Origin of the sequence: Pectobacterium nicotianae (genome assembly GCF_023272715.1) — a bacterium.
Classification (GTDB): Bacteria; Pseudomonadota; Gammaproteobacteria; order Enterobacterales; family Enterobacteriaceae; genus Pectobacterium; species Pectobacterium brasiliense.
This window is the reverse complement of sequence record NZ_CP096821.1, coordinates 938332-963764: the sequence shown is the minus strand read 5'-3', so window position 1 is coordinate 963764 and position 25433 is coordinate 938332. Positions and strand designations below refer to the sequence as shown.

The window sequence follows — 25433 nt, the reverse complement described above, 5'->3', positions numbered from 1 at the left end:
GGCTCTCCTGTCAGTCATAAAAATCGCGGGCAGGATCCAGCACCGCTTTGATGATGTTGGTGCGAATCACGAAATCCCCGAAGCCTTCATTCCGCTGGCGATCTTGCGCCCACAGCCCGATAAGCCGATCCATTTCTGCAAGGATCTCGGTTTCATTAATGTTCTCGCGATACATACGCGGAATGCGTGTCCCCTCGCGATTCCCGCCCAGATGCAGGTTATAACGCCCCACCGCTTTGCCCACCAGACCGATTTCTGCCAACATTGCGCGACCGCAGCCGTTCGGGCAACCCGTTACGCGCAGAACGATGTGCTCATCGCCCACGCCGTGCTGCTGCATGATGTCTTCCACTTTCGTGACGAACTCCGGCAGGAAGCGTTCGGCTTCCGCCATCGCCAGCGGACAGGTCGGGAACGACACACAGGCCATCGAATTCTTGCGCTGCTCGCTGACGTCGTCGTCAATCAGGCCGTGCTCACGCGCCAGCGCATCAATCTTCGCTTTGCTACGTGCAGGAACGCCTGCGATGATCAAATTCTGGTTCGCCGTTAAGCGGAAATCCCCTTTGTGGATCTTGGCAATTTCCGCCAGACCGGTTTTCAACGGACGACCCGGATAATCCAGAACACGACCGTTTTCGATAAACAGCGTCAGATGCCATTTATTGTCAATGCCTTTTACCCAACCGATGCGATCGCCACGTCCGGTGAATTCATACGGGCGCACCGCTTCAAATTTCACACCGGCACGCGCTTCCACTTCCTGCTTGAAGTTGTCTACGCCTACGCGTTCCAGCGTGTATTTGGTTTTCGCGTTTTTACGGTTAGTACGGTTACCCCAATCGCGCTGCGTGGTCACCACCGCTTCTGCAATGGCCAGCGTATGCTCAATAGAAATGTAGCCCAGTTCACTGGCGGTACGCGGGTAAGTTTCTTTGTCGCCGTGTGCGATAGAGAGTCCACCGCCCACCAGCACGTTGAAGCCCACCAGACGGCCGTTATCGGCAATCGCAACGAAGTTAAGGTCGTTCGCATGCAGATCGATATCATTCTGCGGCGGGATCACCACTGTGGTTTTGAACTTACGCGGCAGATACGTTGAACCTAAAATCGGCTCTTCATCCGTCGTGGCGACTTTCTCCTGATCCATCCAGATCTCAGCATAGGCGCGCGTACGCGGCAGCAGATGCTCAGAAATCTTTTTCGCCCACTCATAGGCCTGCTGATGCAGTTCGGATTCTATCGGGTTAGACGTACACAGCACGTTACGGTTCATGTCATTCGCCGTCGCCAGCGCATCCAGCCCGATGCTATTCAGCATCTGGTGTACCGGTTTCACGTTCGATTTGAGAATGCCGTGATACTGGAACGTCTGGCGGTTCGTGATGCGAATGCTGCCATAGATCGTATTTTCAGTCGCAAATTTGTCGATTCGCAGCCACTGCTCTGGCGTCATCACGCCACCGGGCAGACGGCAGCGCAGCAGCATCGCATGACGCGGCTCCAGCTTTTGCTCGGCACGTTCGGCGCGAATATCGCGGTCATCCTGCTGATACATACCGTGGAAACGGATCAGCAGAAAGTTATCGCCCCTGAAACCACCGGTCAGACCATCGTTCAGGTCTTCAGCAATCGTGCCGCGCAGAAAGTTACTTTCTGTCTTCATGCGCTCAGCATCAGCGAGTTTCCCTTCTACCACCAAGGGGCCGGGGTGTTTTTCACTGAAAACGTATTTTTCACTCATTAGTACACATCTCGCTGATAACGGCGCTCAAGGCGCAGATCGCTTAAAAACTCATCGGCCTGTTCACTGTCCATGCCGCCATGCTCAACTATCACATCCAGCAGTGCCCGCTCGACGTCTTTCGCCATACGGTTGGCATCACCACACACGTACAGGTGCGCGCCATCCTGAATCCAGCGCCAGACTTCCGCGCCTTTTTCCCGCAGTTTGTCCTGCACGTAAACTTTATGCGCCTGATCGCGCGACCAGGCCAGGTCGATGTTGGTTAGCAGGCCATCTTTGACATAACGCTGCCATTCAACCTGATACAGAAAATCTTCCGTAAAGTGTGGGTTACCAAAGAACAGCCAGTTTTTCCCTTCAGCCCCATCGGCATCGCGCTGCTGCATAAAAGCGCGGAACGGCGCGATTCCGGTGCCCGGCCCGATCATGATGACCGGCGCGTCGGCATTCGCAGGCAGACGGAAGTTATCGTTATGTTCGATGAAGACGCGGATTTCATCGTCTTCACTCAGTCTGTCGGCCAGATAGCTGGAAGCGCCACCAGCGCGCTCGCGGCCTTCGTATTCGTAGCGCACCACGCCAACGGTGATGTGCACTTCGCTTTCGACTTCCGCCTGCGAGGAAGCAATAGAGTAAAGACGCGGCGTCAACGGACGCAGCAGACCCAGCAGTTGCTCCGCCGTCAGTTCCGTCGGCGCTTGTCGCACCATATCCACCAGCGGTGTGCGCTGTGCGAACTGCTGAAGCGCAGGTTTATCGGCCAGCAGCGACAGCAGCGTTTCATTACGCGACAGTGCCGCGTATTTCTCGACAATCGGCGCGGTGTTCTGCGTCAGCTCAAAGTGGCTTTTCAGCGCCTGCGATAGTGGCAGCGTCTTGCCGTCAACGCTGACGGATTCATCGCCTTTCAGCCACAGCAGTTCCAGCAATTCCTGCACCAGCGCAGGATCGTTATCGAACCACACGCCCAGCGCATCTCCCGGCTGGTAACGCAAACCGGAATCGCCCAAGTCGATCTCGATATGGCGAACATCCTTTTCGGAGTTACGCCCGGTCACTTTCTGATTAACGGCAAACGTGGCATGCAGCGGTGAGGATTTGCTGTACGGGCTGCTGGTAATTTCATCCAGTGCGCCCTGAGCGGCAATTTGCGCGACGGCTTCACCCTGAACTGGCACCCGCGCCTGCAAAATATCAACCAGCTGACGTCGCCATTGTTCGGCAAGCCCCTGATAATCCACATCGGCATCCACGCGATCCAGCAGACGTTCAGCGCCTAACTCAGCCAGACGGCTATCGAAATCTTTACCCGCCTTGCTGAAGAATTCATAGGAAGTATCGCCCAGACCAAACACGGCAAACGCGGTGTCTTTCATCTCCGGGGCTTTTTTGGACAGCAGGAACTTGTGCAGCGCGACGGCTTCTTCCGGCGGCTCCCCTTCCCCCTGCGTCGAAGCAACGATCAGCAGCAGTTTTTCCTGCCCGATTTGCTTGAATTTGTAATCACCCGCATTGACCAGATTGACGGACAGCTTGGCTGCCAACAGATCGTCACGTAGCTGTTCCGCCACCCGACGTGCATTGCCGGTTTGTGAGGCGGAAATCAGCGTAATCGTTTGTACTGGCACCGTGACTGCGGATACCGTCGTTGCCGTAGCGGCGATCGCCCCCGGCTGCACGTTCCCAGGCTGCTGTACCAGCCCCCAGAAATAGCCGGATAGCCAGGCCAGCTGCGTCGATGAGAAATCACCGGTTGCCGCCTGTAAACGCGTTAATTGCTCCGCACTCAGCGGAAGCAATGAAGTGGGGGAAACCGGAGTAGTCATTGTGATTTCTGTTTCCTTGTGCCTGTGCTGTTAGCCAACGACGCTAATACAAAAACATGCAATAAAAAGATGAATGGAGGATAAGGGTAACGATCTGCATCTTAACAATTAAAGAAATGATGGAAATATTAAATAACCAAAATGACTAAATGGTTTTTCTGATAGTCCTTATTGCTTAAAGTGTTATGCCTGATAGCACGTGCGCTTCATGCCTGTTACGGGAAAAATGTCGGTAGGATGTGATGAGGAAAAAGGGCTGCCACGCAGCCCTCTGTGCAGACGATACTCGCTAAATTTTTAGGACCTTCATGCCGAAATCGTCAGGATGAACGATGTTTTCGAGCTTACCGACCTGCTGCAAGTCGCCATTAGAAACGACACTGCTGATATTGGTATCAGGAAAACGAAGGTTCTTGGTGAGATGCACCACGATAGGCTTACCCTTTTTATCAATATCCATCACCCACCCGAGGAAGCCTCCCGAATATTTCGCCAGACTGCCGATGGGGTAGAGGCCATAAATCTGCACGTATTTGACCAGCACAGCCTTATCATAGGCCGCGTTAGCCTCATAGATTTTGCGATAGGCGGCCAATGGCGTGCGGGGAGAAATACCATTACGCGCATGCCTGAGCTTATTAATCGCCTTAATCACAGAGACCAGCCGGACTAACGGCGACAATGGTTCGGCACGCTTGCCTTGCGGATACCCGCTGCCGTCCAAACGCTCGTTGGCGTTCTCAATCACATCGCGACAGGTAGGGCTTATCGACCAGCCTAGCTCACGTAACTTCGCGCCCAGTACCGCCACATGACCGCTAAGGATCGCTTTTTGCACCGGATTCATATTGACCTTGAGCGACGGAAGACGGGCGTTGACCAACAGCGGTTTGCCCATCGTGTGGAGTAACGCACCTAACACCGCCTCACGCAAATAGGGATCGTGTGGATCGGCAATTAACAGCATGTCGGCCAATTTCCCCGCGACCTGTACCGCATGCCTGACCCAGTCCGCCTCATCACGCAGGAACGACAGCGCATACAGAAAAGCCTTTCGATCTTTTTTAACCATATACAGCAAGGTATCAACACAGTCATAAAAGATCTCAACGGGCAGCTGATTGCGCGTTTTGATGTACATCAGCCCAATCTGAAGCCGATGGGCAATCTCCATGACGCCGCGTTCCATCGGCGTCTGGCGGGTACGCTTCTCTCGCTCCTGACTTTCTCGCAGCAACAGATTTTTCTCCTTAGTACCCGGAATGAACAACGGAGACGAATACACCATGCTGCCAGTCATACCGGTTCGGTATGCTGCCTCTCTTTCCGACTCATTCGTGTAATGAAGTAGGGCTTCGGACTGGGATGAAGACAAATGGATAAATTGGATACCGACGGCCGCATAGCCATTATTGCCAAAGGGGCGTATATGGCGAATTTTCCCCTCGGCATAAAAGCTTTCTCCGTTAGGGAATTCCAGCGTAATACCGGGGATATCCTGGCCCACTTCAATCGCAATACTCTCAACCAGATCGATTTCGACCAGACATCCACCGGTCGATAAATTACGCAGGGTTCCGGGTACGTTAAGCGTGTGTAGATAAACTTCAATGCGAACACGAGCCTGCATGCCAAGAATAAAGGGAATACGAATCGCCCCCCTGTTTTCAGTGACAAAAACAGATTCTGGCAAACGACACTCCAGACGATAAAACATACTGTCCGTCTTGAATAATTGGGTCGGAATATTACAAAGACTGTAGGTTTCTCGTTCGATGTTATCCGTGCCTTTGAGCGCCTCCAGATCAAAATTCAAACCACCATCGGCAAGATATCTGTCGATATCCGAGCCTGAGTATTCCACATCCAACACGATACGGTTTTTATCCGGATTCAATTCCGCAACGTCTGCTTTCAATGCATATAGCATATCCTTCGCATAGATAGACATCACATAGGTATGTTGCAGTAATGCGCTAATCACTTTAGCGGGAGGAGGAGAAAAGTGTTCCACGATAAGATCTACCTATTAACGCGACGGTGATATACCCCAAAATCTAAAAAGGATTTCCCCTTTAATAGAAACGAATTTTTACACAAGATTAAAATTTTTAAACAACATTAAAAGCGCGAGAAAAACACTATTCTTACTGAGTGAAACCTCTCTCAGATTTAATTTATGCGATTTTCTTCACCCTAATACCATGACGACATGACGATCTTCATATCGTTGATCATCCTAACAAGGATGTTATGAAGTCACAACGTTCGCTCTCGCTCGCTAATTTGATTAAAACACGAACAAAAATAAACAAAAAACCAAGTAAACAAAAAATAGCGGAACTAAAAACCAATTAAATAATAATAAACAGAATTAACACCCACAGACAATATAGATTTAAACGATCATTATTTTTTAGTTGATAGTTAAAAACTATTAAACGTAGATAATTGATCATTTAAAACAATTTCCAACTATCCCAAATTGCTGTGTAGAATCCAGACGAGCAAAGCTGTGGAATTCCTATTTCTATGGAGAGGGTGAGTAATCAGTAAAATGAATACAACAACATTGAATATCGATGGAAGAATTCTTAGGCTGACAGCAGAGTTTCAGCCTATTATCCATCTCCCTCAAAATAAAATATTCCGCTATGAAGCCCTCGCCAGGTTTTATAACTCAGAAGGCGTTTTAGCATCGACTCAGCAGACCATAGATAAAATTGAGGAGTGTAAAGCCATCGATAAAGTGACAGACTTTATGTTTGATGTGGTCTGTCAGGTAATAAAAAACAAAAGTAGCATGACAATATCATTCAACCTGTCGCATTTACTTTTTAATAATTCCGCCTATCTGGAAAAGTTATACCAAAAATGCCTCATGCATGAGGTTAACCCACAGAATATAGAAATAGAGATCAGTGAAAAAACGACTCGGCAGCAGCTAATAGACGGGATACCCTTTTTAAATCAGGCCAAGAAATATGGCTTTATGATTTCATTAGATGACTTCGGCGCAGGAAATCTACAAATAGACAGCCTGAGCTTGTTTGACTTCGATACCATAAAAATCGATCGTTCTATTATCGATGGCATCGGGAAAGAAGAGACAAAATCACAAAAACTAAAAGTCTTATTGAACAAACTCATTCCTCTTGGCGTAAACATTATCTGTGAAGGCGTTGAGAAAGCGACCGATTTGAACCGGTTAAATAAATATCACCCCATTGGGATTCAAGGATATATCTTCTATCGGCCACTCACATTCAGCCAATTAAGGCTGCTGGAAGGCTTTTAGCGGGCATCCTCGATTTCTCTGCTCTGCCTCTCGCGGGTTAACGCATCATAATCAATCCGTGATCCCCACTCCCACAATAAATGCCACGCCAACAACGCCTTAGACGATCGCGATTAGCGAACAGGCTCACATTTCTGGCGTTCGCCGCAGGAATTTATCCTTTGCGATAGCACATCAATGCGATACTCACGCCAGTGGCAACGGGAGAAAAACGATGTGGCAACGACGCGCGCTGGAACTTAATACGCAGGATATTTGGCACTGGCAACAGGTCATCTCGGTCGTCGATTACGCCCGTGAACAGGGTTTCAATACGCTGGTGCTGGGTGCCGCGGATTTACTGGATAAGCTGGTGACGCCGGAAGCCTACAATAACGCACGTTTTGACGATCGCATCAGCAGCCAGCAGCGTTCCCGCTGTGTTTACCTGAATCAGGTCGCGGCGCACTGCCGTGAACAGGGGTTAGCGCTATATCTGCAATGCAAAGAGCTGTCCTTTCCCACAGATTTACTGCTTCATCACCCGGAATTACTGGACAACAAACATAGCCTCCGCATGGATACCGATTTTTGGTGCGACTACCTTGCCGCCAAAGTCGAACTGCTGATGCAGCAGATCCCGAGGCTGAGCGGCCTGCTGCTGGCGATCTCCAACAGCGATAGCCTGCTGCGCTTTTCTGCCCCCTCCGGCGATGCGATCAACGGTATCGCTCCCGTTACCACGCTCTGGCCGACCAACGCCGACAGCGAGCAGATCTATCACCGTCTATTCTCCGCCGTCGCCCGCGTGATGCACTACCACCAGCGCCATCTGGTATTACGTGCGTTTCCCGCCAGCCATCAGGATATCGGTAATGTCCTGAACGCCATTCGCACGCTGCCAGAATCGGTCTCCGTCGCCATTAAAGTCACGCCGGAACGCTTCTGGCCGGAGTTTCCCAATAACCCCGCACTGCTGGACGTCAGCGGGCGTGAAGTCTGGGTTGAGCTGGATCTGGCTGGCGAAGAAGTCGGCTGGGGCAATCTCCCCTTCCTGCGCTACACCGAGGTGCAAGGGCGGCTGCTGTGGTGTCGAGAGAAAAATCCCGCGATTGTCAGCACGCTGTGCCGCATCAGTTGGGAAGGGGTGGATAATCACAGCGTGATCGGCACGCTCAGCGAATTTACGTTGTTTGCCTGTGCGCGACTCCTGACTAACCAGATCGCAGCGGCAAATGAAAGCACGCTGTTCGCACAGTGGCTGATGACGCGCTACCAATGGCAGCCGGACGATGCCGTGCTGCATGCGATGCTCGCCTTGCTGGAACAGGCTCACCAGGCCATTTCTCTGTCGCTATACGCACGCCACCATGTTTTCCATCGCCACAGCCTGCTACCGACCAGCTTTGGTCAGGCGATCTGGAGCCTGTACGGTCAGCTCAACCGTAACCACTGGCTGCCGGGTTCCGGTCAGGATATTACGTTCGATCCGCAGCATGCAGAGCTGGCTTCACAGAATCTCTATCACATTGCGAAAGAGAAAGATGCCGCCTGGCAGCTGGCGGAACAGTGCCAGCAGGCCGCACTGCAATTCTCCCGCGAACACGCGATGCCTGACGCGCTCAGACAGCGCTGGCAGCAGGAATGGCGCGGGCTGACGCTGTATTGCCGCGCCTTTGTTCACGCGCAGAAAGCCTTCTTTACGCTGCACTACTGCAAACAGGTGGAGAATAACTGGACGCTGCGGGAAATCGCCAAAACCAATATTCAGGCGCTGTACGGGATTGGGCATGAAATGGAGGATTTCTGCCTGCAACACCGAGATTATCCGGTGAGCCTGCATGTGATGTTTGATGCCGGGCGTCCACGCGCGTTAGCCGATAGCCTGCAACAGCAGTTGGCTGAACTCACGTAACGCACCGGCAATCCCTACATTAATCAATAACGAACGTAATCAATAACGAACATAATCAATAACGATCTGAGTCAGCCGCTTGCTAGCGAATCACCCGTTTCAGAATGCGATCGCCTGAATTGCTGAAGTTTTTCGCCGATTCTTCCACGCTCTTCTTGCCATAGTCGAGCTGTTCGATGGTTTGCAGGATCAGGCTGGCCAGCTGTGGATCTTCAAGATACGAGGACACCGGCGTTTGCATCGGTTTTTCTAGCGCCATCGAGAGCCCGGCAACCGACAGATCGTTGGTATCCAGTTTCTGCTTTTCTTCCAGCGCTTGTCTGGCGATACGGCTGAGCGGAATGCCGCGCTCGGTGCCCATTAGCAGCGCGCCTTCAGGATCGTTCATCAGATAATTCAACAACAGCGCCGCTTCTTTCGGGTGCTTGGTATTTTTACTGATGGCAAACAGCATCGACGGTTTGAAGAACTGCCCGGAGTTATCCGATCCCGGCGTCATGATGTACGGGCCTAGTTCGAGCTTACTGGGTGCCGCCAGCGGATCGGCGTATTTCTTCACAACCGAAATCCACAGATGTGCCCCACCGTATTCCCCGTTAATCCAGGGGCGTGTTTCATACATTCCGACTTTACCGAACGCGTTGTAATACTTCGAAGACGGCATCACATGCTCGTCGATCAAACGCTTATAGAAGCGAAACGCCTCGATCCACTGCGCCTCGCTGTAGTTAAAGCGTTTGTTCTTTTCATCGATCATGCCGATCTGATACTTCTGCGTCATGTAATAGTTGATCAGTTCCAGCATGCCTTCACCGCTGTCCTGCGCAGGTGAAGCAATGGGGAAATAGTTATCGCCCAGTTTCTCTTTAAACACCTTGCCGGCATGGAACAGCTCATCCCAGGTGGTGGGATACGGCAGTTCGGTCTTCTTCCAGGTTTCCGTGTTGTAATACATCACCAGCGCATTCAGCGAAGTGGAAATCGCGTTCACTTTGCCGTCAATCGTCGCGGGTTTCAGCGCATCTTCGGGGAAATCCTGTAATTTCAGCGTATCGGTCAGCTTATTCAGGTCATAAAAACCGGTGCCAGTCTTGGAAAAAATCGGCAGCCAGTTCCAGTTGACCTGTAGCACATCCGGTTCTTCACCGCTGGCAATCTGCGTCGTCAGGCGGGATAAATGCCCGTCCCAACCGGTGTATTCTGGTTTCACGCTGATGTGTGGATACTTTTTCTGAAACGCTTCCAGCGCGGTCAAGGTCGCCTGATGGCGGCTGTTTCCTCCCCACCAGGAGAGGCGTAATTCTACGGGTTCAGCAGCCTGCGCGAACGAACAGAGCGCAGAGAAGGCGATGACAATCAGTCCAGGTAATCTCATTTTTCCCCCAACGACATTATTATTGTGTTTGTGCGTGTGTCTGGCGTACTGGTGTGACGATATAGATGAGAAAGCAGGTCAGGTACATAGCCGTGAATCAAACCATTTCTCGACTCTGACAAGATAGGCAGAACCCTTTTTATCGCGCTAGTCAGCACGGCGGGAAAACGTGTGATTTGCGGGGCTGACGGAAGAAATGCGGATGACTGACCGCGTTAGCGGGCGTTTCAACCACACGGCGTGAGCCCTATGTGACGCGGCAGGGAGGTGCCTCACATCCTTAACCGACGCACCACACCAAAAAGAGATTTAATTCACAAATAAGAAACACAAAAACAACAAAACCACTCCATGCACGCGGCAAAAGAGAAAAAGCGGCGTAAAAGTGTGATGAAACACACATGGCATAACGCGCCACCTCGCCCTCTTCGTTATGCCTTTCACATTTTCTTGCGCCGCGCGCCGTGCGCTGTGAAGCCCGCTCCAACCTCCGCAGATTTCATCACGTCAGCCACAGCCAAAGGCCAGCAAACGTGCTGCAATCGGAGCAGGCTCGATCAGATAGGATAACGCGATGAAGCACTCTATTCAGTCATACTCCCCCGCTGCCGACGGCATCACGCCGGATACCGCCATTTTTCAGCAGGCTATCGATCGGATTGCGGCACAGGGTGGCGGCACGCTGACGGTGGAACCGGGGCGCTATCTATTAGGGGGATTACTGCTGCCTTCCAATTTTTGTCTGCAATTGGAGGCGGGGGCTGTGCTCATCGTCAGCGGTGACTATGAACAGTTTGCGCAGGCTACCACGATCAGCATGGCCGAGCTGTCGCACCGCGCGTTTCTTTATGCCTACCAACAGCGCAATATCACGATCTGCGGTCAGGGTAAGATCATGGGAAATGCCGACGCCTATTTCTCTGCAGAGCCCGACGATCAAGGCTATCGCCTGCCTGCACAACATCGCCCGCGCATTGTGGTCTTTGAGGATTGCGAACACGTCCGCCTGTGTGATTTTACGATTGAACACGCCCCGATGTGGACTGTGCATCTGGTCAGCTGTCGCCACATCATCGTCGAACGGCTGACGATTGATAACGATCTGAGCATGGCAAATACCGATGCGCTGGATCTCGACAGCTGTCAGCAGGTGCAAATCAGCAACTGCTCGCTGAGCGCCGCCGACGATGCGCTGTGCATCAAAACTACTCATAAGCCGCCCCATCTGCAACGTAAGGTGCAGCAGGTCGTCATCAGCAATTGTCTGTTACGATCCAAGAGCTGCGCCCTGAAGATTGGCACCGAAACCTTTGCCGATATCGAAGACATTTCCGTCAGCAACTGCGCCATTTACGATACCAACCGTGCGATCGGCCTGATCTCACGCGATGGCGGCGCGTTCCGACGCCTACAGTTCAGCAACATCACGTTCCAGTGCGTCGCCGCGCATCCGTGCCACTGGGGAAAAGCCGATCCGATCTTTATCTCCGTGCGCTATCGCGATCCCACCATTGAGCCGGGTCGGATCGAAGCGGTACAGTTTTCCCAGATCGCCGGTGTCAGCGAGGGAGCGATTAACCTGCATAGCACGCCCGCAGGCTACATTCGGGATATCCATTTCCATGCTGTGCATCTCGAACAGCGGCAGAGCGACTCGCCGGAACAGGGCATGTACGATGTGCGTCCGCCCTGCAATCCAGAACGCCCGACGGGTATGGGGCTGGATAATGCGTATCGGGTCGATCCGGCGACAGGTCGCGCCTTCGGTGTCGACTATTATCCAGGCGGCATGCCCGCGATCTTTGCCCGTGGCGTGCTGAACCTGACCACCAGCCACATGACGATCCACCGTCCCGATCCGCTGCCTTCCGGCTGGCATCACGCCGCGATCGTGCAGCAGGAAGAATAAGTGATTCAAACGACACTTTCGGGTAGTATGCGACGGTTTTTTGCATACTATGTTCTGAGAGCTCCTTTTTCAGAACGACACCGGGAACATCGCTATGGTCACTACACTCTTTAAAGATTTTCAGTTTGAAGCCGCGCATCATCTGCCTCACGTACCAGACGGCCACAAATGCGGACGGCTGCATGGGCACTCTTTCATGGTGAGACTGGAAATTACCGGTGAAGTGGATCCGTATACCGGCTGGGTGATGGATTTCTCCGAGCTGAAAGCCGCGTTCAAACCTACGTGGGAACGATTGGATCATCACTATCTGAATGAGATCCCCGGTCTGGAAAACCCGACCAGCGAAGTGCTGGCACACTGGATCTGGCACCAGTTGAAGCCGACATTACCGCTGCTCAGCGCGGTCATGGTAAAAGAAACCTGCACCGCTGGCTGCGTCTATAAAGGCGAGTAACAAAGAAGTGGTGGTGCTGTAGTCTGGCGTGAGCATCCCTCCCTCACGCCGCTACGATCGGTCGCTATTATCAGTAAATGAATATCAGGCGATATTCAGGTACTTATGTGTCTGCATAGACAGCCGCCAGTTGCGGGCGATGCAGGTCTCGATACACAACTTAGTCGCATCGTCTTTCTGGCTGATCGGCTGTAGCGCCACAATCCGCGGCTTATCATCATCAAGCCTCGCCAGTAATGCATCCAACGCCTCAATGTCACGCTCACGCGCCACCGGATGTTTTATTTCATCCGCCCGTTGCAGCGCCTGATCGAGCACTTTCATACCGCCGCGCATATTCACTTTCGGCGATACCGTCACCCAGGTTTTTGGCGAACAGCGCACGTCATGGGTGCCGCTGGTTTCGATTTGGCAACTAAAGCCCTGCTTTTCCAGCTGTAGCGTTAGCGGTGCCAAATCGTGGATGCAGGGTTCACCACCAGTGATCACAATGTGGCGCGCCGTGTAGCCTTGCTGCACCATCAGCGCCAGAATGTCGTCTGCACTCGCCGCACCCCAGGCATCGCTTTCTTCCGTTTTTACCAGCACCTGATCCAATGAGGTTTCCCGCTCTGCCAGCTTGTCCCAGGTATGTTTGGTATCACACCAGCTACAGCCGACCGGGCAGCCTTGCAGGCGCACAAACACCGCCGGCACACCGGTAAAATAGCCTTCGCCCTGTAACGTCTGGAATATTTCATTAATCGGGTACTGCATGGTTTTCACTGTCTCTCTCACTTAAAAATGCAGTATACCCTAAATCATTCGCGTTGCAGGACGTCAGCAATGCGCTAGCAAATCCGGCTGGAACACACTACATCAGGGACAGTTGAGTAATTTGCCCCGTGCGTCATAATCAATCTGTTGTTACCACTTCACCTGCTTTCATACGTTTCATTATTAACAAGGACAATAATCAATGAAGTTATTGAAACCTCTAGCCCTATTACTCGTCTCGTGTGCCTTTGTGCCTGCATTTACTCAGGCGCAGGATATCGCGCAGATTAAAACACAGCCGGGCTATTACCGCATGATGCTGGGCCAGTTCGAAATTACCGCACTGTCTGACGGCACCAATACCATGTCGATGGATAAGCTGTTACAACGCACTCCTCCGGAAAAAATCACCGAACTGCTGGCAGAAAAAGCGCTGACACCGCAGGTGGAAACCTCTATCAACGCCTATTTGGTCAATACCGGCAAACACCTGATTCTAATCGACACCGGTAACGGCAAGCAGAGCAACCCTACAGTCGGAAAAGTGCTGCCGAACCTGATTGCGGCGGGCTACAAACCTGAACAGGTCGATACCGTATTGATGACCCACCTGCACGGCGACCATTTTGGTGGTCTGGTGCAGGACAATAAACTCAGCTACCCGAATGCTACCGTGTATGTCAGCCAGCCAGAAACCGACTTCTGGCTCAGCCCGGATAATCTGAAGAACGCACCAGAGAATAGAAAATCCGCGTTCCAACGCGTGCAAAGTACCTTTGATGTCATTCGCAAAGAGAACAAGCTGAAAACGTTCCCAGCTCAGCAAGCCGTATTATTACCCGGCATCACCGCGATTCCGAGTCCGGGACATACACCGGGGCACACGTCTTTTCTGATCGAGAGCGAAGGCAAAAAACTGCTGGCATGGGGAGACATCATTCATGCGGAAGCGGTGCAAATGAGCTTACCGGCCACCACCATCAGCTTTGACTCAAATATGGATCAGGCGACGGAATCCCGTAATAAAGCGCTGGCCGACGCCGCCAGTCAGGGTTATTGGGTTGCTGGCGCTCACCTGCCCTTCCCCGGCATCGGCCACGTGGGTACACGCCTGGAACGCAACGGCACCACCAACGGCTACCGCTGGCTTCCGGCGAATTACAGCGTGGCAGGGTTAAAGAACTAGGTATCAGAATGGCGTTCATTACGTTAATTACTGGCGGTTCGCGCGGCATTGGCCGCGCAACCGCGTGCTATCTGGCAGGAAAAGGCCACAAGGTTTGCATCAGCTACCGCACCCAGCAGGATAGTGCGAATAGCGTTCTCGACGAGATTCGCGCAAGTGGCGGGACGGCAATTGCCGTTCAGGTCGATATCGCCGACGAAGAGCAGGTTATCGAGCTTTTTAAGCGGACGGATAAAGAACTTGGCTGCCTCACCGGTCTGGTGAATAACGCCGCGATGCTGAAACCTCAAGCCACTATTGAACAGCTTGATGCCGTGCGGCTTAACGATATTTTTGCCACCAACACGGTGGGCAGTTTTCTCTGTGCCCGGGAAGCGGTCAAGCGTATGGCGTTCCGTCATGGCGGAAAAGGCGGGGCTATCGTCAACGTGTCATCCGCCGCTGCCCGACTGGGTTCACCGCATGAATATATTGATTATGCGGCATCAAAAGGCGCGCTTGATACGCTGACGATTGGCTTATCGCTGGAGGTTGCCGATCAGGGCATTCGAGTTAACGCCGTGCGTCCCGGTTTTATCTATACCGATATGCATGCTGACGGCGGCGAACCGGCAAGGGTCGATCGCATCAAGCACTCGCTCCCCATGAAACGGGGCGGCCACCCGATGGAAGTCGCACAGGCAATAGGCTGGCTGTTATCGGACGAGGCGTCCTATGTCACAGGGAATTTTATCGATTTAGCTGGCGGCAAATAAAGCATCCTTTCTACCTTCGGTTCTTATACACAAATGCTGCGAGTTATTATGGGTTTTGCCGTTATCCGGCGTAAAAATTATGCAGCGGTGGGCTTGGCCGCCGAGTGAGCGACAGGACGTCGCGAAAGCCAGTGCCGCGTCGGGAACGCGTCACTGGCGGCTCGACTAGCGGTCAAGAACACCGATGGAACCGCGCAGCGGCATAATTTAGCCGGAAGCCTGGGTTCGCAGGGCGGCGGCGACTGAGCGCCCTGCGTCGGGCGCGTATACGGTATCGCATATGAATAGCGACGGTGTGGCGCACGAAACTGCCCCTTAGCCAGCATAACCGATATGACTAAGAGGCAACGCTCGCGTTAATCCAATTACAAATAGACCCGCAGATATTCCGCCAGACACAGGATCGCCATTGCCTGGCCGTACGGCATGGAGGTCAGCGCGATGTTGCGGTAGAAATCCAGATCGTTGCCCATCGCCGTGCCGAACGATACCTGCGTTAGCTCGCCGTCCTTATTGACGTGATTAATCACGCCACGAATCGCTTTCTCCGCCACCTCAGCGTAGCTCGGGTCGACGTAGCGCTTGCGCACCGCTTTCAAAATACCGTAGGCAAAACCGGCGGTTGCCGAACTTTCAAGGTACGAATTCGGATCGTCGATCAGCGTGTGCCACAGGCCGCTGTCATCCTGATATTTCGCCAAGGCTTCAATCTGGCTTTCCAGCACCTGCAACAGGAAGCGACGCGTCGCGTTATGCTCCGGCAGATCCAGCAGTTCAATAAATTCAGGAATGACGATCGTCAGCCAACTGTTACCACGCGCCCAGCGTGCTTTGGCGTAGTTGTGCTGCCCTTCGAACGTCCAGCCGTGGAACCACAGGCCGCTTTCGCGATCCATCAGATATTGCACGTGCAACAGGAACTGATACGTGGCTTCTTCCACAAACTCCGGCCGGTTTAACAGCTTGCCGATTTTCGCCAGCGGCAGCACGCTCATCATCAGCGTGTCGTCCCACAACTGCTGATGGTTTTCGTTGTTATAAACAATATGCTGCAAGCCCTGCTTATCCGTGCGCGGCATTTCATACATCACCCACTCCGCCCAGCGCTCCAGATACGGCAGCCAGCGTGCATCGCCCGTTTCTTCATAGCGATAAGCCAGCGTCAGGAACGGGCACACAGTGTTCACGTTCTTCGTCGGCGTACCTTCCGCCAAACGCTCGGTAAACCAGTCGTCGATGATAGCTCGCATCTGCTCGTCGCCCGTCTGCTGGTAATACTGGTAAATCCCGTACAGCCCGATGCCGTGCGTCCATTCCCAACCCGCCCAACCTTTGGTATCAATTACCCGACCATCGTCCAGCCGTAACAAAAACTCACCGGTTTTATCCTCAATATTCACCAGATTGTCGGTGATACGGCAAATCAGCGCCTTCAGATCCTCGCGGGAGATGAAGCGTTCTGGCTGACGTAAAAGCGGGCTATGTTTTACACTGAATACGGTCATAGTCATTCATCCAATTGAGTTATCAGTTAACAGTTCAATACAGTTACGACTGCGTGGCGTGCGTGACCGGCTTATCACCTTTATGGCGATTCAGATAGCCGATGTTGTTATTGCCCCACAGCGATTCATACGGCATACCAGCCAGCATTTCGACCGTTGCCCGCGCCTGCGGCGTAATGTTCTCCGGCACAGGACGCCCGGCCTCACGCATTTTCAGCGTCTCTTCCCGCAGCACGCTGTGCGTTTGCAGGTTGAGTTTAAAGCGCAGAGAAACCAGGAAGCCCAGCGCCAGCACACCCACAGTGCCGAAGCTCAAAATCATCAGAATCGTGTGGCTAACGCCCGGTGCCTGTACGCTCTGTCCGGACACAAAGCCGGATAGCTGCAACACAATACCCACCAGCATCACCGCACCGGCCTGCGAGGCTTTGCGAGTCAGCGTCATAATCCCGGCGAAGATCCCCTCGCGACGCTGTGCAGTAATCACTTCATCCACGTCGGCGATGTAAGTGTAGGTATTCCACGGCACGTAGTTGATCCCGCCGCGCCCGATACCCGCCAGCGCAGAAATCAACAGCAGCAGAGAGAGGGTGTCATGCAGGCCGCTGTACCACAGGACGGCGTAGGAAAGCGCACTCACGCCAAACAGGCACACGGCCAAGCGGTAAGACGGGGCTGGCCCAAAGCGGATACACAGCGGAATCATGCCGATCACCGCAATGAATTGCAGAATCGCCATCGTTCCCATCAGGTTAGACGCCATGGTCGGGCTTTGCATCAGCACAAAGACCACGTAGTAAGTGAACACGGCGTTAAACACGTCCTGCGCGATATACCCGCCCAGATACATCCCAAGATGCTGACGGAAGATGCGAATACGCAGCGTGGAAACCAGCTCGACGTTCAGCCGTTTCAGGCTTTGGCCTAACGTCAGAGACTGGCGCTCTTTCTCCGCCCGCAGCGACGCTTCCGACATCTGATCGCGCGGCCGTTCCCAGGTAAAGAAATAGACCAGCGTCAACACCAGCGCACAGATAACGGAGAACACCAGACTCGAATAGAAGAAGGAAATGGCGTTGTCTTTACCAAAGTAGCCCAGCAGGATGCCCGGCAGGAACGCAGCCAAAATCGCGGACAGCTGCGCCAGCGCGATGCGTGCGCCGGAGAACTTGGTCTTCTGTTTGAAATCGTCGGTCATTTCCGGCACCAGCGTTTCATACGGCACCAGCACCATCGTATAAACGATATCGAACAGCAGGTACGTCAGTAGATAGTACCAATAGCTCATATCCCCGACCCACATGAAGCTGTAGCTGAACACGAAGGGAATACCGAGCAGAATAAAGAACTTGCGGCGGCCAAAGCGTTTGCCCAGCCAGGTTGAACCGAAGTTATCAGTCAGAAAGCCCATCAGCGGGCTGACGACGGCATCAAGCACACGCGCCATCGCAAAAATAAACGTTGCCTCAATCGGCGTTAAGCCACAAAACGTGGTGTAAAAATAGAGTAACCAAGCGGCCGTCAGCGCCGTTGTACCAGCACCAAGAAAGTCCCCTGAACCGTAGGCTAAATAGTTAGCCAAACCGATCTTACGCGTTTTCATCGCCATCCTTCCCCGAACATTTTTAATTATGAAGGTGTCACGCTGATACGGTAGCGCCCGGCGATCGTGAAAACCTTTGCGCTTTTGCCACCACGCGTCCCGCGCTGGCAGCACAGGGAAGATTGGTGCGATCCGCGTCAAAGATTTTATAAAAAGCCATTTTAACTGAACGAAACCCGCAGTTCGTTTATGGCGATCACAGGATAGAAGATAGGAAGTCAGCAGGAAAAGAGGCAACGTCGCCAACGGACGTTGCCTCGTGATGTCTTGAAAAATAGCGTTTTTTTAGCAGGGACTGGCGCTATTCAGCGTGCTGTAATCGCCATAGGAAGGTTTGCCGCGCGTGGGCTAAACGCGGCTGGCGCAGAGCCCCCGGCACCCAGGCCAGATAGTAATCCAGCTGCGTTGTGCCAACAGGAGGCGGAATAATGGCAAGATCCCCCGTATCCAGCAGATCCTGACATAAATACACCGGCATCACCGTCCAGCCAAATCCACTGGTCAGCACGCGACGCAGCGCACGCAGATCCTGACTCACCACGGCAGGCACCAGTCCCTTGTCCTCCATGCGGTTCTTCTTCAACCAGTGATCGATCAGAGGAAATTCAAGGTCATACGCCAGCATCGGTTCCTGCGCCAGCGCCTGAGGCAGATCGCCCGTCTGCAATAGCCGTTCGACAATCGCGGGAGCCGCTACCGCCTGTAGTGTCGCACTCTTTAACAGATCGCTTTTCAGTCGCTTATCCGTCACCGGATGCGCCGTTATGCCCAAATCACAGTGCCCTTCCAGCAGCATCTGTTTAATCAAATCGCCGTCGCCGGTATGCATATGCACCCGCACGCCCGCCTCAAGCAGCGGCAGTAGCTGTTCCGACACCACTTCGGCCATGAAATCCGCATGGCCAATGATATGCAGCGTCCCCGCGACGTCCATTGACCTCGCGCGGGCGGAGGCCAGCGCCGCCTCGGCCTCATCGAGCTTGTCCCCCAGATCCGCCGCTAAGTCATCTGCCGCCGACGTTGGCGTCACACCATTCGCCTGACGCTCAAAAAGCCGCCGTCCCACCGCCACCTCCAGTCCGGCAATGTGCTGCGACACCGCAGGCTGAGTCAGATTAAGCGCGCGCGACGCTCCGCTAATCGAGCGCTGCCGATAGACTTCCACAAATGTGCGTAGACGAATGAGTGACATACGGTACCTATAGAGACTGAGACATAAAATTATTTATACCCCTCGAATAATAATCTTGTTGGCGGGTGGATCAACCCCTGCCGTATCCTTTATCCCATCTTGAGTGACCCGGAAACCCCGGCTAACTTTCTGTTTTCTCTGGTACTCGACGACAAAAAAGGGGACAAAACATGTCGACACAACAATCCAAAAAGGATTTACAAGCCATCCTGAATACGATGAAGCGTGCTCACATTGCATCTGGCCCAGCCGATGCCGCGCTGCGTCAAGATCGCTTACAGCGCAGCATCAATCTGCTCCGTGAAAACCATGCCGCGCTCGCACAGGCCATGAGTGATGATTTCGGCCATCGCAGCCTGTACCACTCCTTCGCCGCCGACATCGGCATCACGCTGAAAATACTTCAGAACGCCATCGACAACGTTGAACGCTGGATGCAGCCAGAACCTGTTGATGAACCCGCTCCCGGCATGCAGGCGTGGATCCAGCATCAGCCTCTGGGCGTGATCGGGGTAATCAGCCCGTGGAATTTCCCAGTAAACCTGTCATTCGGCCCGCTGGCTGATATTTTTGCCGCTGGTAATACCGCGATTCTGAAACCGTCAGAACTCACGCCACGCACATCTGAACTGCTGGCGGAATTGATTGCCCACTATTTTGATCCGCTGGAATTGGCCGTGGTGCTGGGTGATGCAGAAATCGGTCAGGCATTCAGCGAACTGCCGTTCGATCATCTGGTCTTTACCGGCAGTACTGCCGTCGGGAAACATGTGATGCGTGCGGCAGCAGAGAATCTGGTGCCGGTCACGCTGGAGCTGGGTGGCAAATCACCAGTCGTCATCGATCGTAGCGCAGATATTACCGAAGCCGTTGAACGCACGCTGACGGTGAAAACCTTCAACGCCGGGCAAATCTGCCTGTCACCGGACTACGTTCTGCTGCCCGAAGGTCAGGAGCAGGCTTTCCGCGATGCCGCGAAAGCCTTTATGCAGAAAAGTTTCCCGACGTTACAGGCGAACCCAGATTACACGTCTATCATTGCTGACAGGCATTACGATCGCCTGATTCGTATTCTGAAAGAGGCTGAACAGCAGGGCGCAACCGTCGTCAGCCTGGCACCGGAAGGCGAAGCGCCCTACGATGCGAAAAGCCGCAAGATTGCCCCGCATCTGGTGTTCGGCGTACATGATGATATGACGATCATGCAGGAAGAAATTTTTGGCCCGCTGCTGCCGATTAAAATCTATCAGGCAGCAGAAGAACCGATTCACTACATCAATGCGCACCCACGCCCGCTGGCGGCGTATCTGTTCAGCAACGATGACGCTATGCAGCAGCGTTTCGCAGCCAGAACAACATCCGGCGCGCTGGTTATCAACGATGTGATGACGCACGTGTCTATCGACACACTTCCGTTCGGCGGCGTTGGCGCATCCGGCATCGGTGCATATCACGGCGTTCACGGATTCCGCCGCTTCAGCCATGCCAAACCGATTGTCATACAGAGTGAAGATGGCGCGTCTAACCTAACACTGCGTGCGCCTTACCATGAGAAACAAGACGCAATTGTCGCCGTCCTCAAAGGGTAAACAGCAGCGATTCACCCGATCATCCTGCAACTATAGAGAGAAAAATGATGAAAATTTTAATGGTCCTGACTTCTCACGACAAACTGGGCAACACGGGTAATAAAACTGGCTTCTGGCTGGAAGAGTTTGCTGCCCCTTATTACACCTTTAAAGACGCCGGTGCCGAGCTGGTACTCGCCTCCCCTGCTGGCGGTCAGCCGCCTCTCGACCCGAAAAGCGATCTGGCCGATTTTCAAACCGAGCTGACGCATCGCTTTAAAGCAGACCCTGCCGCACAGCAGGAACTGGCGAATACGGTAAAACTCGATACCGTCAATGAACAGGATTTCGATGCCGTCTTCTATCCTGGCGGTCACGGCCCGCTCTGGGATTTGGCAGAATCACCGGTCTCTATCGCGCTCATCGAAGCCTTTGTACGCGCCAACAAGCCGACCGGTTTTGTCTGCCACGCGCCGGGCGTACTGATTCACGTGAAAGCAGAAAATGGCGACGCGCTGATTAAAGGCCGCAAAGTGACAGGCTTCACCAACGGTGAAGAAGAAGCGGTTCAGTTGACGGACGTGGTGCCTTTCCTGATTGAGGATGAGTTCAAGAAACTCGGCAGCCTGTATGAAAAAGGCCCAGACTGGGCGCCGTACCTCGTTGAAGACGGCAAACTGATCACCGGCCAGAACCCGGCAAGCTCGGAAGTGGTTGCTAAAGCGATTCTTAAACAGCTGGCTTAATCCGCGCTATACCCTCATTTGTCTGTGTCTAAAAAAACAGGGCCGCATCACGATGCGGCCCTGCCATTAAGTACTCCACCTCGGCATATCTCAGGGTGGAGATAATATTGTATCCACCTGCTGCGCGGTTAAATCGATACCGTAAAAGCGCTGATAGAAGTCATGCGTCTCTTTTGCCATATCAATGTGCTGCATCTGCTGCGGATACAGCGTTTTTGCCAGCCAAAGAAATTGCAACGCCTGCTCCGACGTTTCCCGACACCACCAGAACATCCCTAGCGGATTCGCATAAACGCGCCCCTGTTTTACCGCCCGTAGCTGCTGCCACTGCGCATCCTGACGAATCGCCTTCGCATCGTCAGCCCGCATCGTAATAATCACATCGGGATCGGCCTGAAAAATCTGCTCAAGCGACACGGGCGCGGTTGTCACACCAGAACGGCTAAACCACGGTTCTGCCACGTTGATCGCGCCGCCCAGATCCATCCAGTCCTGATTCAGTGAAGGACGTCCCGATGTCGTTAACGGATCGCCAACCGCATGGTAGACCTTCACACGCTGCTGTGACGGGATATGCTGGATCACCTCTGTCACACGCCTGACGTTATCCTGATAGTAGGCAGCAAAATCCTGCGCCCGACGCGATGCGTCCGACCCCAGAACCTCACCGGTAATCAGCGTGCGTTCAACCATCGCCGCCAGCGAGTTATAGCGGAGCGGCACAATAGCGATCCCCGCTTTATTCAGCGCCTCCGCTTCAGCAACCGGTACGCTGTCCGATACGAAAAAGACCTGAGCACGGCGAGAGATCAGCGCTTCCGTATTGATTCCCATGTTTCCGCTATGAGCGACCAGCGACGCCTGCGTAATAGACGGAACAAACTGGCGGAACAGCGGCATATCGCGCACGAGCTTCGTCGTCCCGACAATACGATCGCCATAGCCCAGCATAGCCAGTATCGAGTTTTGCGCATTCCACGAGGTGGCAACTCGCTCAACCGTCGCGGGCACCGTCACCGTGCGATCGCCGTAATAGTGAATCGTCCGCTGCGGTGGTTCAGGCGTCTCCGCCTGAACCCAATGCACACCAGAAAAACTCACCGCCAACAGCACTAACGCATTGAGCAAATACTCGCGATACCGCGTGGTAAGGTTACGTTTCAGCATCACACTCACCAGTCAACGGTCAGAGAAGCGCGGATCTCACGCGGTTCACCGGCGAACGCGTTGGCTCCACTATTAATACCGTTAATGTCGCCGGGGAAAATAGAAGCCCAGTAGCGTTCATTGGTGACGTTATTGAGCGCAACACGAAACGCCGCGGGCTTATCGTACAGCTTAAAGCCGTAGCGCGTGCCCAAATCCAGCGTGAAGTAGCTACCCGCCCAAGCGGTGTTAGTGTCATTCGCCGCGCGTTTACCGGTGTAGTGAAGATTCGCCATATAGACCAGATTGGGTGCAGACGGATGGCTGTATTCCGTCAGCAGATTGGCCTGAATCTTTGGCACCCCGACCACCCGCTGATTACGTGTTGCTGAATCTTTAGTGTCTTCTAATTTAGGATCCAGCAGCGTCATGCTGCCATAGAGATGCAAACCGGAAAGCACTTCACCATCCGCCATCAACTCCAGCCCCGTGTTAACCTGATTACCCTGCTCTTTGAACACGTTGTCTGATACGTACGCAAAAGGCCGTTCCAGACGGAAAAGAGCCGCATTCAGGTTCATCCCATCCCACTGCGATTTCACCCCCGCTTCATACTGGGTACTACGGTAAGGCTTGAGCGTTTGCCCTGCATTTATCACCAGATTGCCTGAATCCTTCGCAGGCGCGGTCCCGCCCTGCTCCAGCGAATCCGCATAGGCAACATAGGTCATCACGTTAGGCAAGGGTTTGTACATCAGAGACAACGTCGGGCTAGTACCTGTGGCACGTTGCACAACGCCAGTATTGAAATTGCGTGAAGTGATCCAACTTTGGCTCACGACGCCCATGGCCGACCAGCGATCGTTGAACGTGATGGTATCACCAACGGTGATGGCCTGCTGGCTATCACGGCCGGATTTAGAGTAACCAGAACCGACATAAAAACGCCCGTCACTAGGGTCGGTGTAAGTGCGTGGCGTATCAAACGCACTGGAACCTAACGGATAGGATTTCGGATTCCCTGGAGAGGCATACCTCGTCCACTGATATCCCGTGGTGCTAAATACCACGTCATGAGAAGGCCCGTTTGTATCAATGTGGCCGTTCAGTTGTAGCGTATTGCTCAATACCTTAAAGCGTCCCGCAGAGTAAGGCTGGCTCAATTTAGATGTAACCGTTCCGTCTTTTTGAATCGCGTGTCCCAACGAGCGCATACCGCGATCGGCGGTTTGATAACCCACCCCGCCCGAGGCATACCAGTTATTATTGAAATAGTGCTTAAGGCGGGTGCTCGCTGTTTTGGTAATGAGATCGAGACCCGCAAAGCTCTGTCCGTATCCCTGCTTCGTCACATCCGGAGCACCGGGTAACTGGGTTGCATTGTCATAAGAAAAGCTACCGGCATAGCCCATTTTTCTGAAGCGATACTCGCTGGCATTCACTTCCAACACCGTATCGGGCGAGAGGTTCCAGTCAAACGCCACGCTGGCAAGTTGCCGTCTCAGCGTGCTGTTGCTGATACTCCCCTCGCCTTCATCGTGCAGCAGGTTGATGCGATAACCGAACTGGTTTTCGTCACCCAGATGTCCGCCCAGATCGGCATGGCCCATTGCTGCGCCTTTACCGGAATAGCCTGCGGTAAAGCGGTTCAGCGTTTGAGCCGTCGGCCTTTTTTGTGTGAAGTTAAACTGGCCGGACGGGCTGGCAGGTCCATACAGCGCGCCAGTCAGGCTGTTAATCACATCCAGCCGCTCCAGCATTTCGACTGGGAACGCCGTGGTGGAAATAATGTTTAATCCATCCAACCGGCTGTTCGCCAGCACATCACCTTGCATACCGCGACTCTGCGGGCGACCGACGTCAATGCCGCCCCGCGCCTGCATCTGGCTGGACGCGCTGTATTTCAGGAGGTCGTTAACGTTCTTCGCCTGCTGATTGGCAATCATGGCTTCCGTCACGGTCGTGGTCGAATACGGCGTATCCAGCCTTGAGCGTTTGCCTAATGGCCCGATCTCCACATCATCGGTCGTCATGCCTGCGCCAGCCAGATTCGCATTCGCCTCACTGCGTTCTGCCTTGACGACCATAACGTCGGCCGCTTTTGCCTTTTCGTTGACCTTGCTGGTTGTCGGTTCGGCGCTCAATACCGGTGGAACAACCACCATTAATACTGGCAATAACCACTGTGCTTTTTTTCTATTATTTTTTCTTGGGGCCTTCATCTGCTATGTCCCTGTTGGTCAATATTATGTCAACAATCGATATGTAAACTTTTATATATCGCCGCATACTATACAGACATGACAAAAAGAAAATAAGGCGAGCCATAGAGGGATTTATTTTATAAAACGTTGAATTTTAAAAATTAAAATATAAAAACGGGGAGTATAGCCGATACCACAAAGTGGGCAGCGGATATCCAAAGAAAGGAAGGAACAGAGCATTTTTCAACGTTGCACAGCAACGGCGC

Annotated in this window: 18 protein-coding genes; 8 read left to right on the top strand and 10 right to left on the bottom strand. The window is 53.2% G+C overall.

What is annotated here, in order from left to right; genetic code table 11:
• Positions 1–10: 10 nt before the first annotated feature.
• The 3 genes from cysI to MYB54_RS04210 form a co-directional block, all read right to left on the bottom strand.
• Entirely contained in the window at positions 11–1744 is a 1734-nt protein-coding gene (gene cysI, locus MYB54_RS04220) for an assimilatory sulfite reductase (NADPH) hemoprotein subunit (protein ID WP_205591827.1), read from the bottom strand.
• Complete coding sequence (gene cysJ, locus MYB54_RS04215; RefSeq protein ID WP_104212857.1) at positions 1744–3573, bottom strand: NADPH-dependent assimilatory sulfite reductase flavoprotein subunit; 1830 nt, start codon at positions 3571–3573, stop codon at positions 1744–1746. Before cysJ ends, cysI begins: the two co-directional genes overlap by 1 nt.
• A 289-nt stretch (positions 3574–3862) precedes the next feature.
• Entirely contained in the window at positions 3863–5587 is a 1725-nt protein-coding gene (locus tag MYB54_RS04210; RefSeq protein WP_104209396.1) for a PilZ domain-containing protein, read from the bottom strand.
• 543 nt (positions 5588–6130) lie between these two features.
• Between MYB54_RS04210 and MYB54_RS04205 the strand changes: the two genes are divergently transcribed.
• Positions 6131–6871: an EAL domain-containing protein gene (locus tag MYB54_RS04205; protein WP_014916474.1), complete on the top strand. Its 741-nt coding sequence runs from the start codon at positions 6131–6133 to the stop codon at positions 6869–6871.
• A gap of 214 nt (positions 6872–7085) precedes the next feature.
• A complete protein-coding gene (locus MYB54_RS04200; RefSeq protein ID WP_248721550.1) occupies positions 7086–8765 on the top strand; it encodes a hypothetical protein in 1680 nt (559 codons plus the stop codon).
• An 82-nt stretch (positions 8766–8847) separates the two neighbouring features.
• Here MYB54_RS04200 and MYB54_RS04195 read toward each other — a convergent pair whose 3' ends face one another.
• A complete protein-coding gene (locus tag MYB54_RS04195; RefSeq protein ID WP_248721549.1) occupies positions 8848–10140 on the bottom strand; it encodes an ABC transporter substrate-binding protein in 1293 nt (430 codons plus the stop codon).
• Positions 10141–10714: 574 nt separating this feature from the next.
• On the opposite strand from MYB54_RS04195, the gene MYB54_RS04190 reads away from it, so the two are divergent.
• Positions 10715–12049 (top strand): glycoside hydrolase family 28 protein, encoded by a 1335-nt coding sequence (locus MYB54_RS04190; RefSeq protein WP_248721548.1) that lies wholly within the window; start codon positions 10715–10717, stop codon positions 12047–12049.
• Positions 12050–12143: 94 nt separating this feature from the next.
• Positions 12144–12506, top strand: coding sequence for a 6-carboxytetrahydropterin synthase QueD (queD, locus tag MYB54_RS04185; RefSeq protein WP_010309068.1), 363 nt, complete (start codon positions 12144–12146; stop codon positions 12504–12506).
• An 84-nt stretch (positions 12507–12590) separates the two neighbouring features.
• Here queD and queE read toward each other — a convergent pair whose 3' ends face one another.
• Positions 12591–13262 carry a 7-carboxy-7-deazaguanine synthase QueE gene (queE, locus tag MYB54_RS04180; RefSeq protein ID WP_039285249.1) on the bottom strand — a complete coding sequence of 224 codons (672 nt, stop codon included), beginning with the start codon at positions 13260–13262 and terminating at the stop codon, positions 12591–12593.
• 202 nt (positions 13263–13464) lie between these two features.
• On the opposite strand from queE, the gene MYB54_RS04175 reads away from it, so the two are divergent.
• Both MYB54_RS04175 and MYB54_RS04170 read left to right on the top strand, forming a co-directional pair.
• Entirely contained in the window at positions 13465–14448 is a 984-nt protein-coding gene (locus tag MYB54_RS04175; protein WP_205531974.1) for an MBL fold metallo-hydrolase, read from the top strand.
• Positions 14449–14456: 8 nt separating this feature from the next.
• On the top strand, positions 14457–15203 hold the full coding sequence (locus tag MYB54_RS04170; protein WP_248721547.1) for an SDR family oxidoreductase: 747 nt from the start codon (positions 14457–14459) through the stop codon (positions 15201–15203).
• Between the two features lie 365 nt (positions 15204–15568).
• Here the strand turns inward: MYB54_RS04170 and bglB are convergent, their stop codons facing one another.
• From bglB to MYB54_RS04155, 3 genes are all read right to left on the bottom strand, one after another.
• Positions 15569–16708 carry a beta-galactosidase BglB gene (gene bglB, locus MYB54_RS04165; RefSeq protein WP_010681611.1) on the bottom strand — a complete coding sequence of 380 codons (1140 nt, stop codon included), beginning with the start codon at positions 16706–16708 and terminating at the stop codon, positions 15569–15571.
• A 43-nt stretch (positions 16709–16751) separates the two neighbouring features.
• Positions 16752–18311, bottom strand: a complete 1560-nt coding sequence (locus tag MYB54_RS04160) for an MFS transporter (protein ID WP_206555409.1) — start codon at positions 18309–18311, stop codon at positions 16752–16754.
• Positions 18312–18612: 301 nt separating this feature from the next.
• On the bottom strand, positions 18613–19503 hold the full coding sequence (locus MYB54_RS04155) for a LysR family transcriptional regulator (RefSeq protein ID WP_014916481.1): 891 nt from the start codon (positions 19501–19503) through the stop codon (positions 18613–18615).
• Positions 19504–19673: 170 nt separating this feature from the next.
• Between MYB54_RS04155 and MYB54_RS04150 the strand changes: the two genes are divergently transcribed.
• Positions 19674–21092, top strand: a complete 1419-nt coding sequence (locus MYB54_RS04150) for a coniferyl aldehyde dehydrogenase (RefSeq protein WP_205593921.1) — start codon at positions 19674–19676, stop codon at positions 21090–21092.
• Positions 21093–21139: 47 nt separating this feature from the next.
• Positions 21140–21817 (top strand): type 1 glutamine amidotransferase domain-containing protein, encoded by a 678-nt coding sequence (locus MYB54_RS04145; protein WP_205593943.1) that lies wholly within the window; start codon positions 21140–21142, stop codon positions 21815–21817.
• Between the two features lie 90 nt (positions 21818–21907).
• Here the strand turns inward: MYB54_RS04145 and MYB54_RS04140 are convergent, their stop codons facing one another.
• The gene (locus tag MYB54_RS04140) at positions 21908–22984 is read right to left on the bottom strand and encodes an ABC transporter substrate-binding protein (protein ID WP_205593920.1); all 1077 of its coding nucleotides are present in this window, start codon (positions 22982–22984) and stop codon (positions 21908–21910) included.
• A gap of 5 nt (positions 22985–22989) precedes the next feature.
• A complete protein-coding gene (locus tag MYB54_RS04135) occupies positions 22990–25185 on the bottom strand; it encodes a TonB-dependent receptor (RefSeq protein ID WP_248721546.1) in 2196 nt (731 codons plus the stop codon).
• Positions 25186–25433 lie beyond the last annotated feature (248 nt).

Bases quoted from the DNA above. Each gene is read 5' to 3' on its own strand.
- MYB54_RS04160 (WP_206555409.1), bottom strand. From the start codon at position 18,311: ATGAAAACGCGTAAGATCGGTTTGGCTAACTATTTAGCCTACGGTTCA.
- cysI (WP_205591827.1), bottom strand. From the start codon at position 1,744: ATGAGTGAAAAATACGTTTTCAGTGAAAAACACCCCGGCCCCTTGGTG.
- MYB54_RS04190 (WP_248721548.1), top strand. From the start codon at position 10,715: ATGAAGCACTCTATTCAGTCATACTCCCCCGCTGCCGACGGCATCACG.
- MYB54_RS04150 (WP_205593921.1), top strand. From the start codon at position 19,674: ATGTCGACACAACAATCCAAAAAGGATTTACAAGCCATCCTGAATACG.
- MYB54_RS04135 (WP_248721546.1), bottom strand. From the start codon at position 25,185: ATGAAGGCCCCAAGAAAAAATAATAGAAAAAAAGCACAGTGGTTATTG.
- cysJ (WP_104212857.1), bottom strand. From the start codon at position 3,573: ATGACTACTCCGGTTTCCCCCACTTCATTGCTTCCGCTGAGTGCGGAG.
- MYB54_RS04175 (WP_205531974.1), top strand. From the start codon at position 13,465: ATGAAGTTATTGAAACCTCTAGCCCTATTACTCGTCTCGTGTGCCTTT.
- MYB54_RS04195 (WP_248721549.1), bottom strand. From the start codon at position 10,140: ATGAGATTACCTGGACTGATTGTCATCGCCTTCTCTGCGCTCTGTTCG.
- MYB54_RS04140 (WP_205593920.1), bottom strand. From the start codon at position 22,984: ATGCTGAAACGTAACCTTACCACGCGGTATCGCGAGTATTTGCTCAAT.
- MYB54_RS04170 (WP_248721547.1), top strand. From the start codon at position 14,457: ATGGCGTTCATTACGTTAATTACTGGCGGTTCGCGCGGCATTGGCCGC.
- queE (WP_039285249.1), bottom strand. From the start codon at position 13,262: ATGCAGTACCCGATTAATGAAATATTCCAGACGTTACAGGGCGAAGGC.
- MYB54_RS04145 (WP_205593943.1), top strand. From the start codon at position 21,140: ATGAAAATTTTAATGGTCCTGACTTCTCACGACAAACTGGGCAACACG.
- bglB (WP_010681611.1), bottom strand. From the start codon at position 16,708: ATGACCGTATTCAGTGTAAAACATAGCCCGCTTTTACGTCAGCCAGAA.
- MYB54_RS04155 (WP_014916481.1), bottom strand. From the start codon at position 19,503: ATGTCACTCATTCGTCTACGCACATTTGTGGAAGTCTATCGGCAGCGC.
- queD (WP_010309068.1), top strand. From the start codon at position 12,144: ATGGTCACTACACTCTTTAAAGATTTTCAGTTTGAAGCCGCGCATCAT.
- MYB54_RS04200 (WP_248721550.1), top strand. From the start codon at position 7,086: ATGTGGCAACGACGCGCGCTGGAACTTAATACGCAGGATATTTGGCAC.
- MYB54_RS04205 (WP_014916474.1), top strand. From the start codon at position 6,131: ATGAATACAACAACATTGAATATCGATGGAAGAATTCTTAGGCTGACA.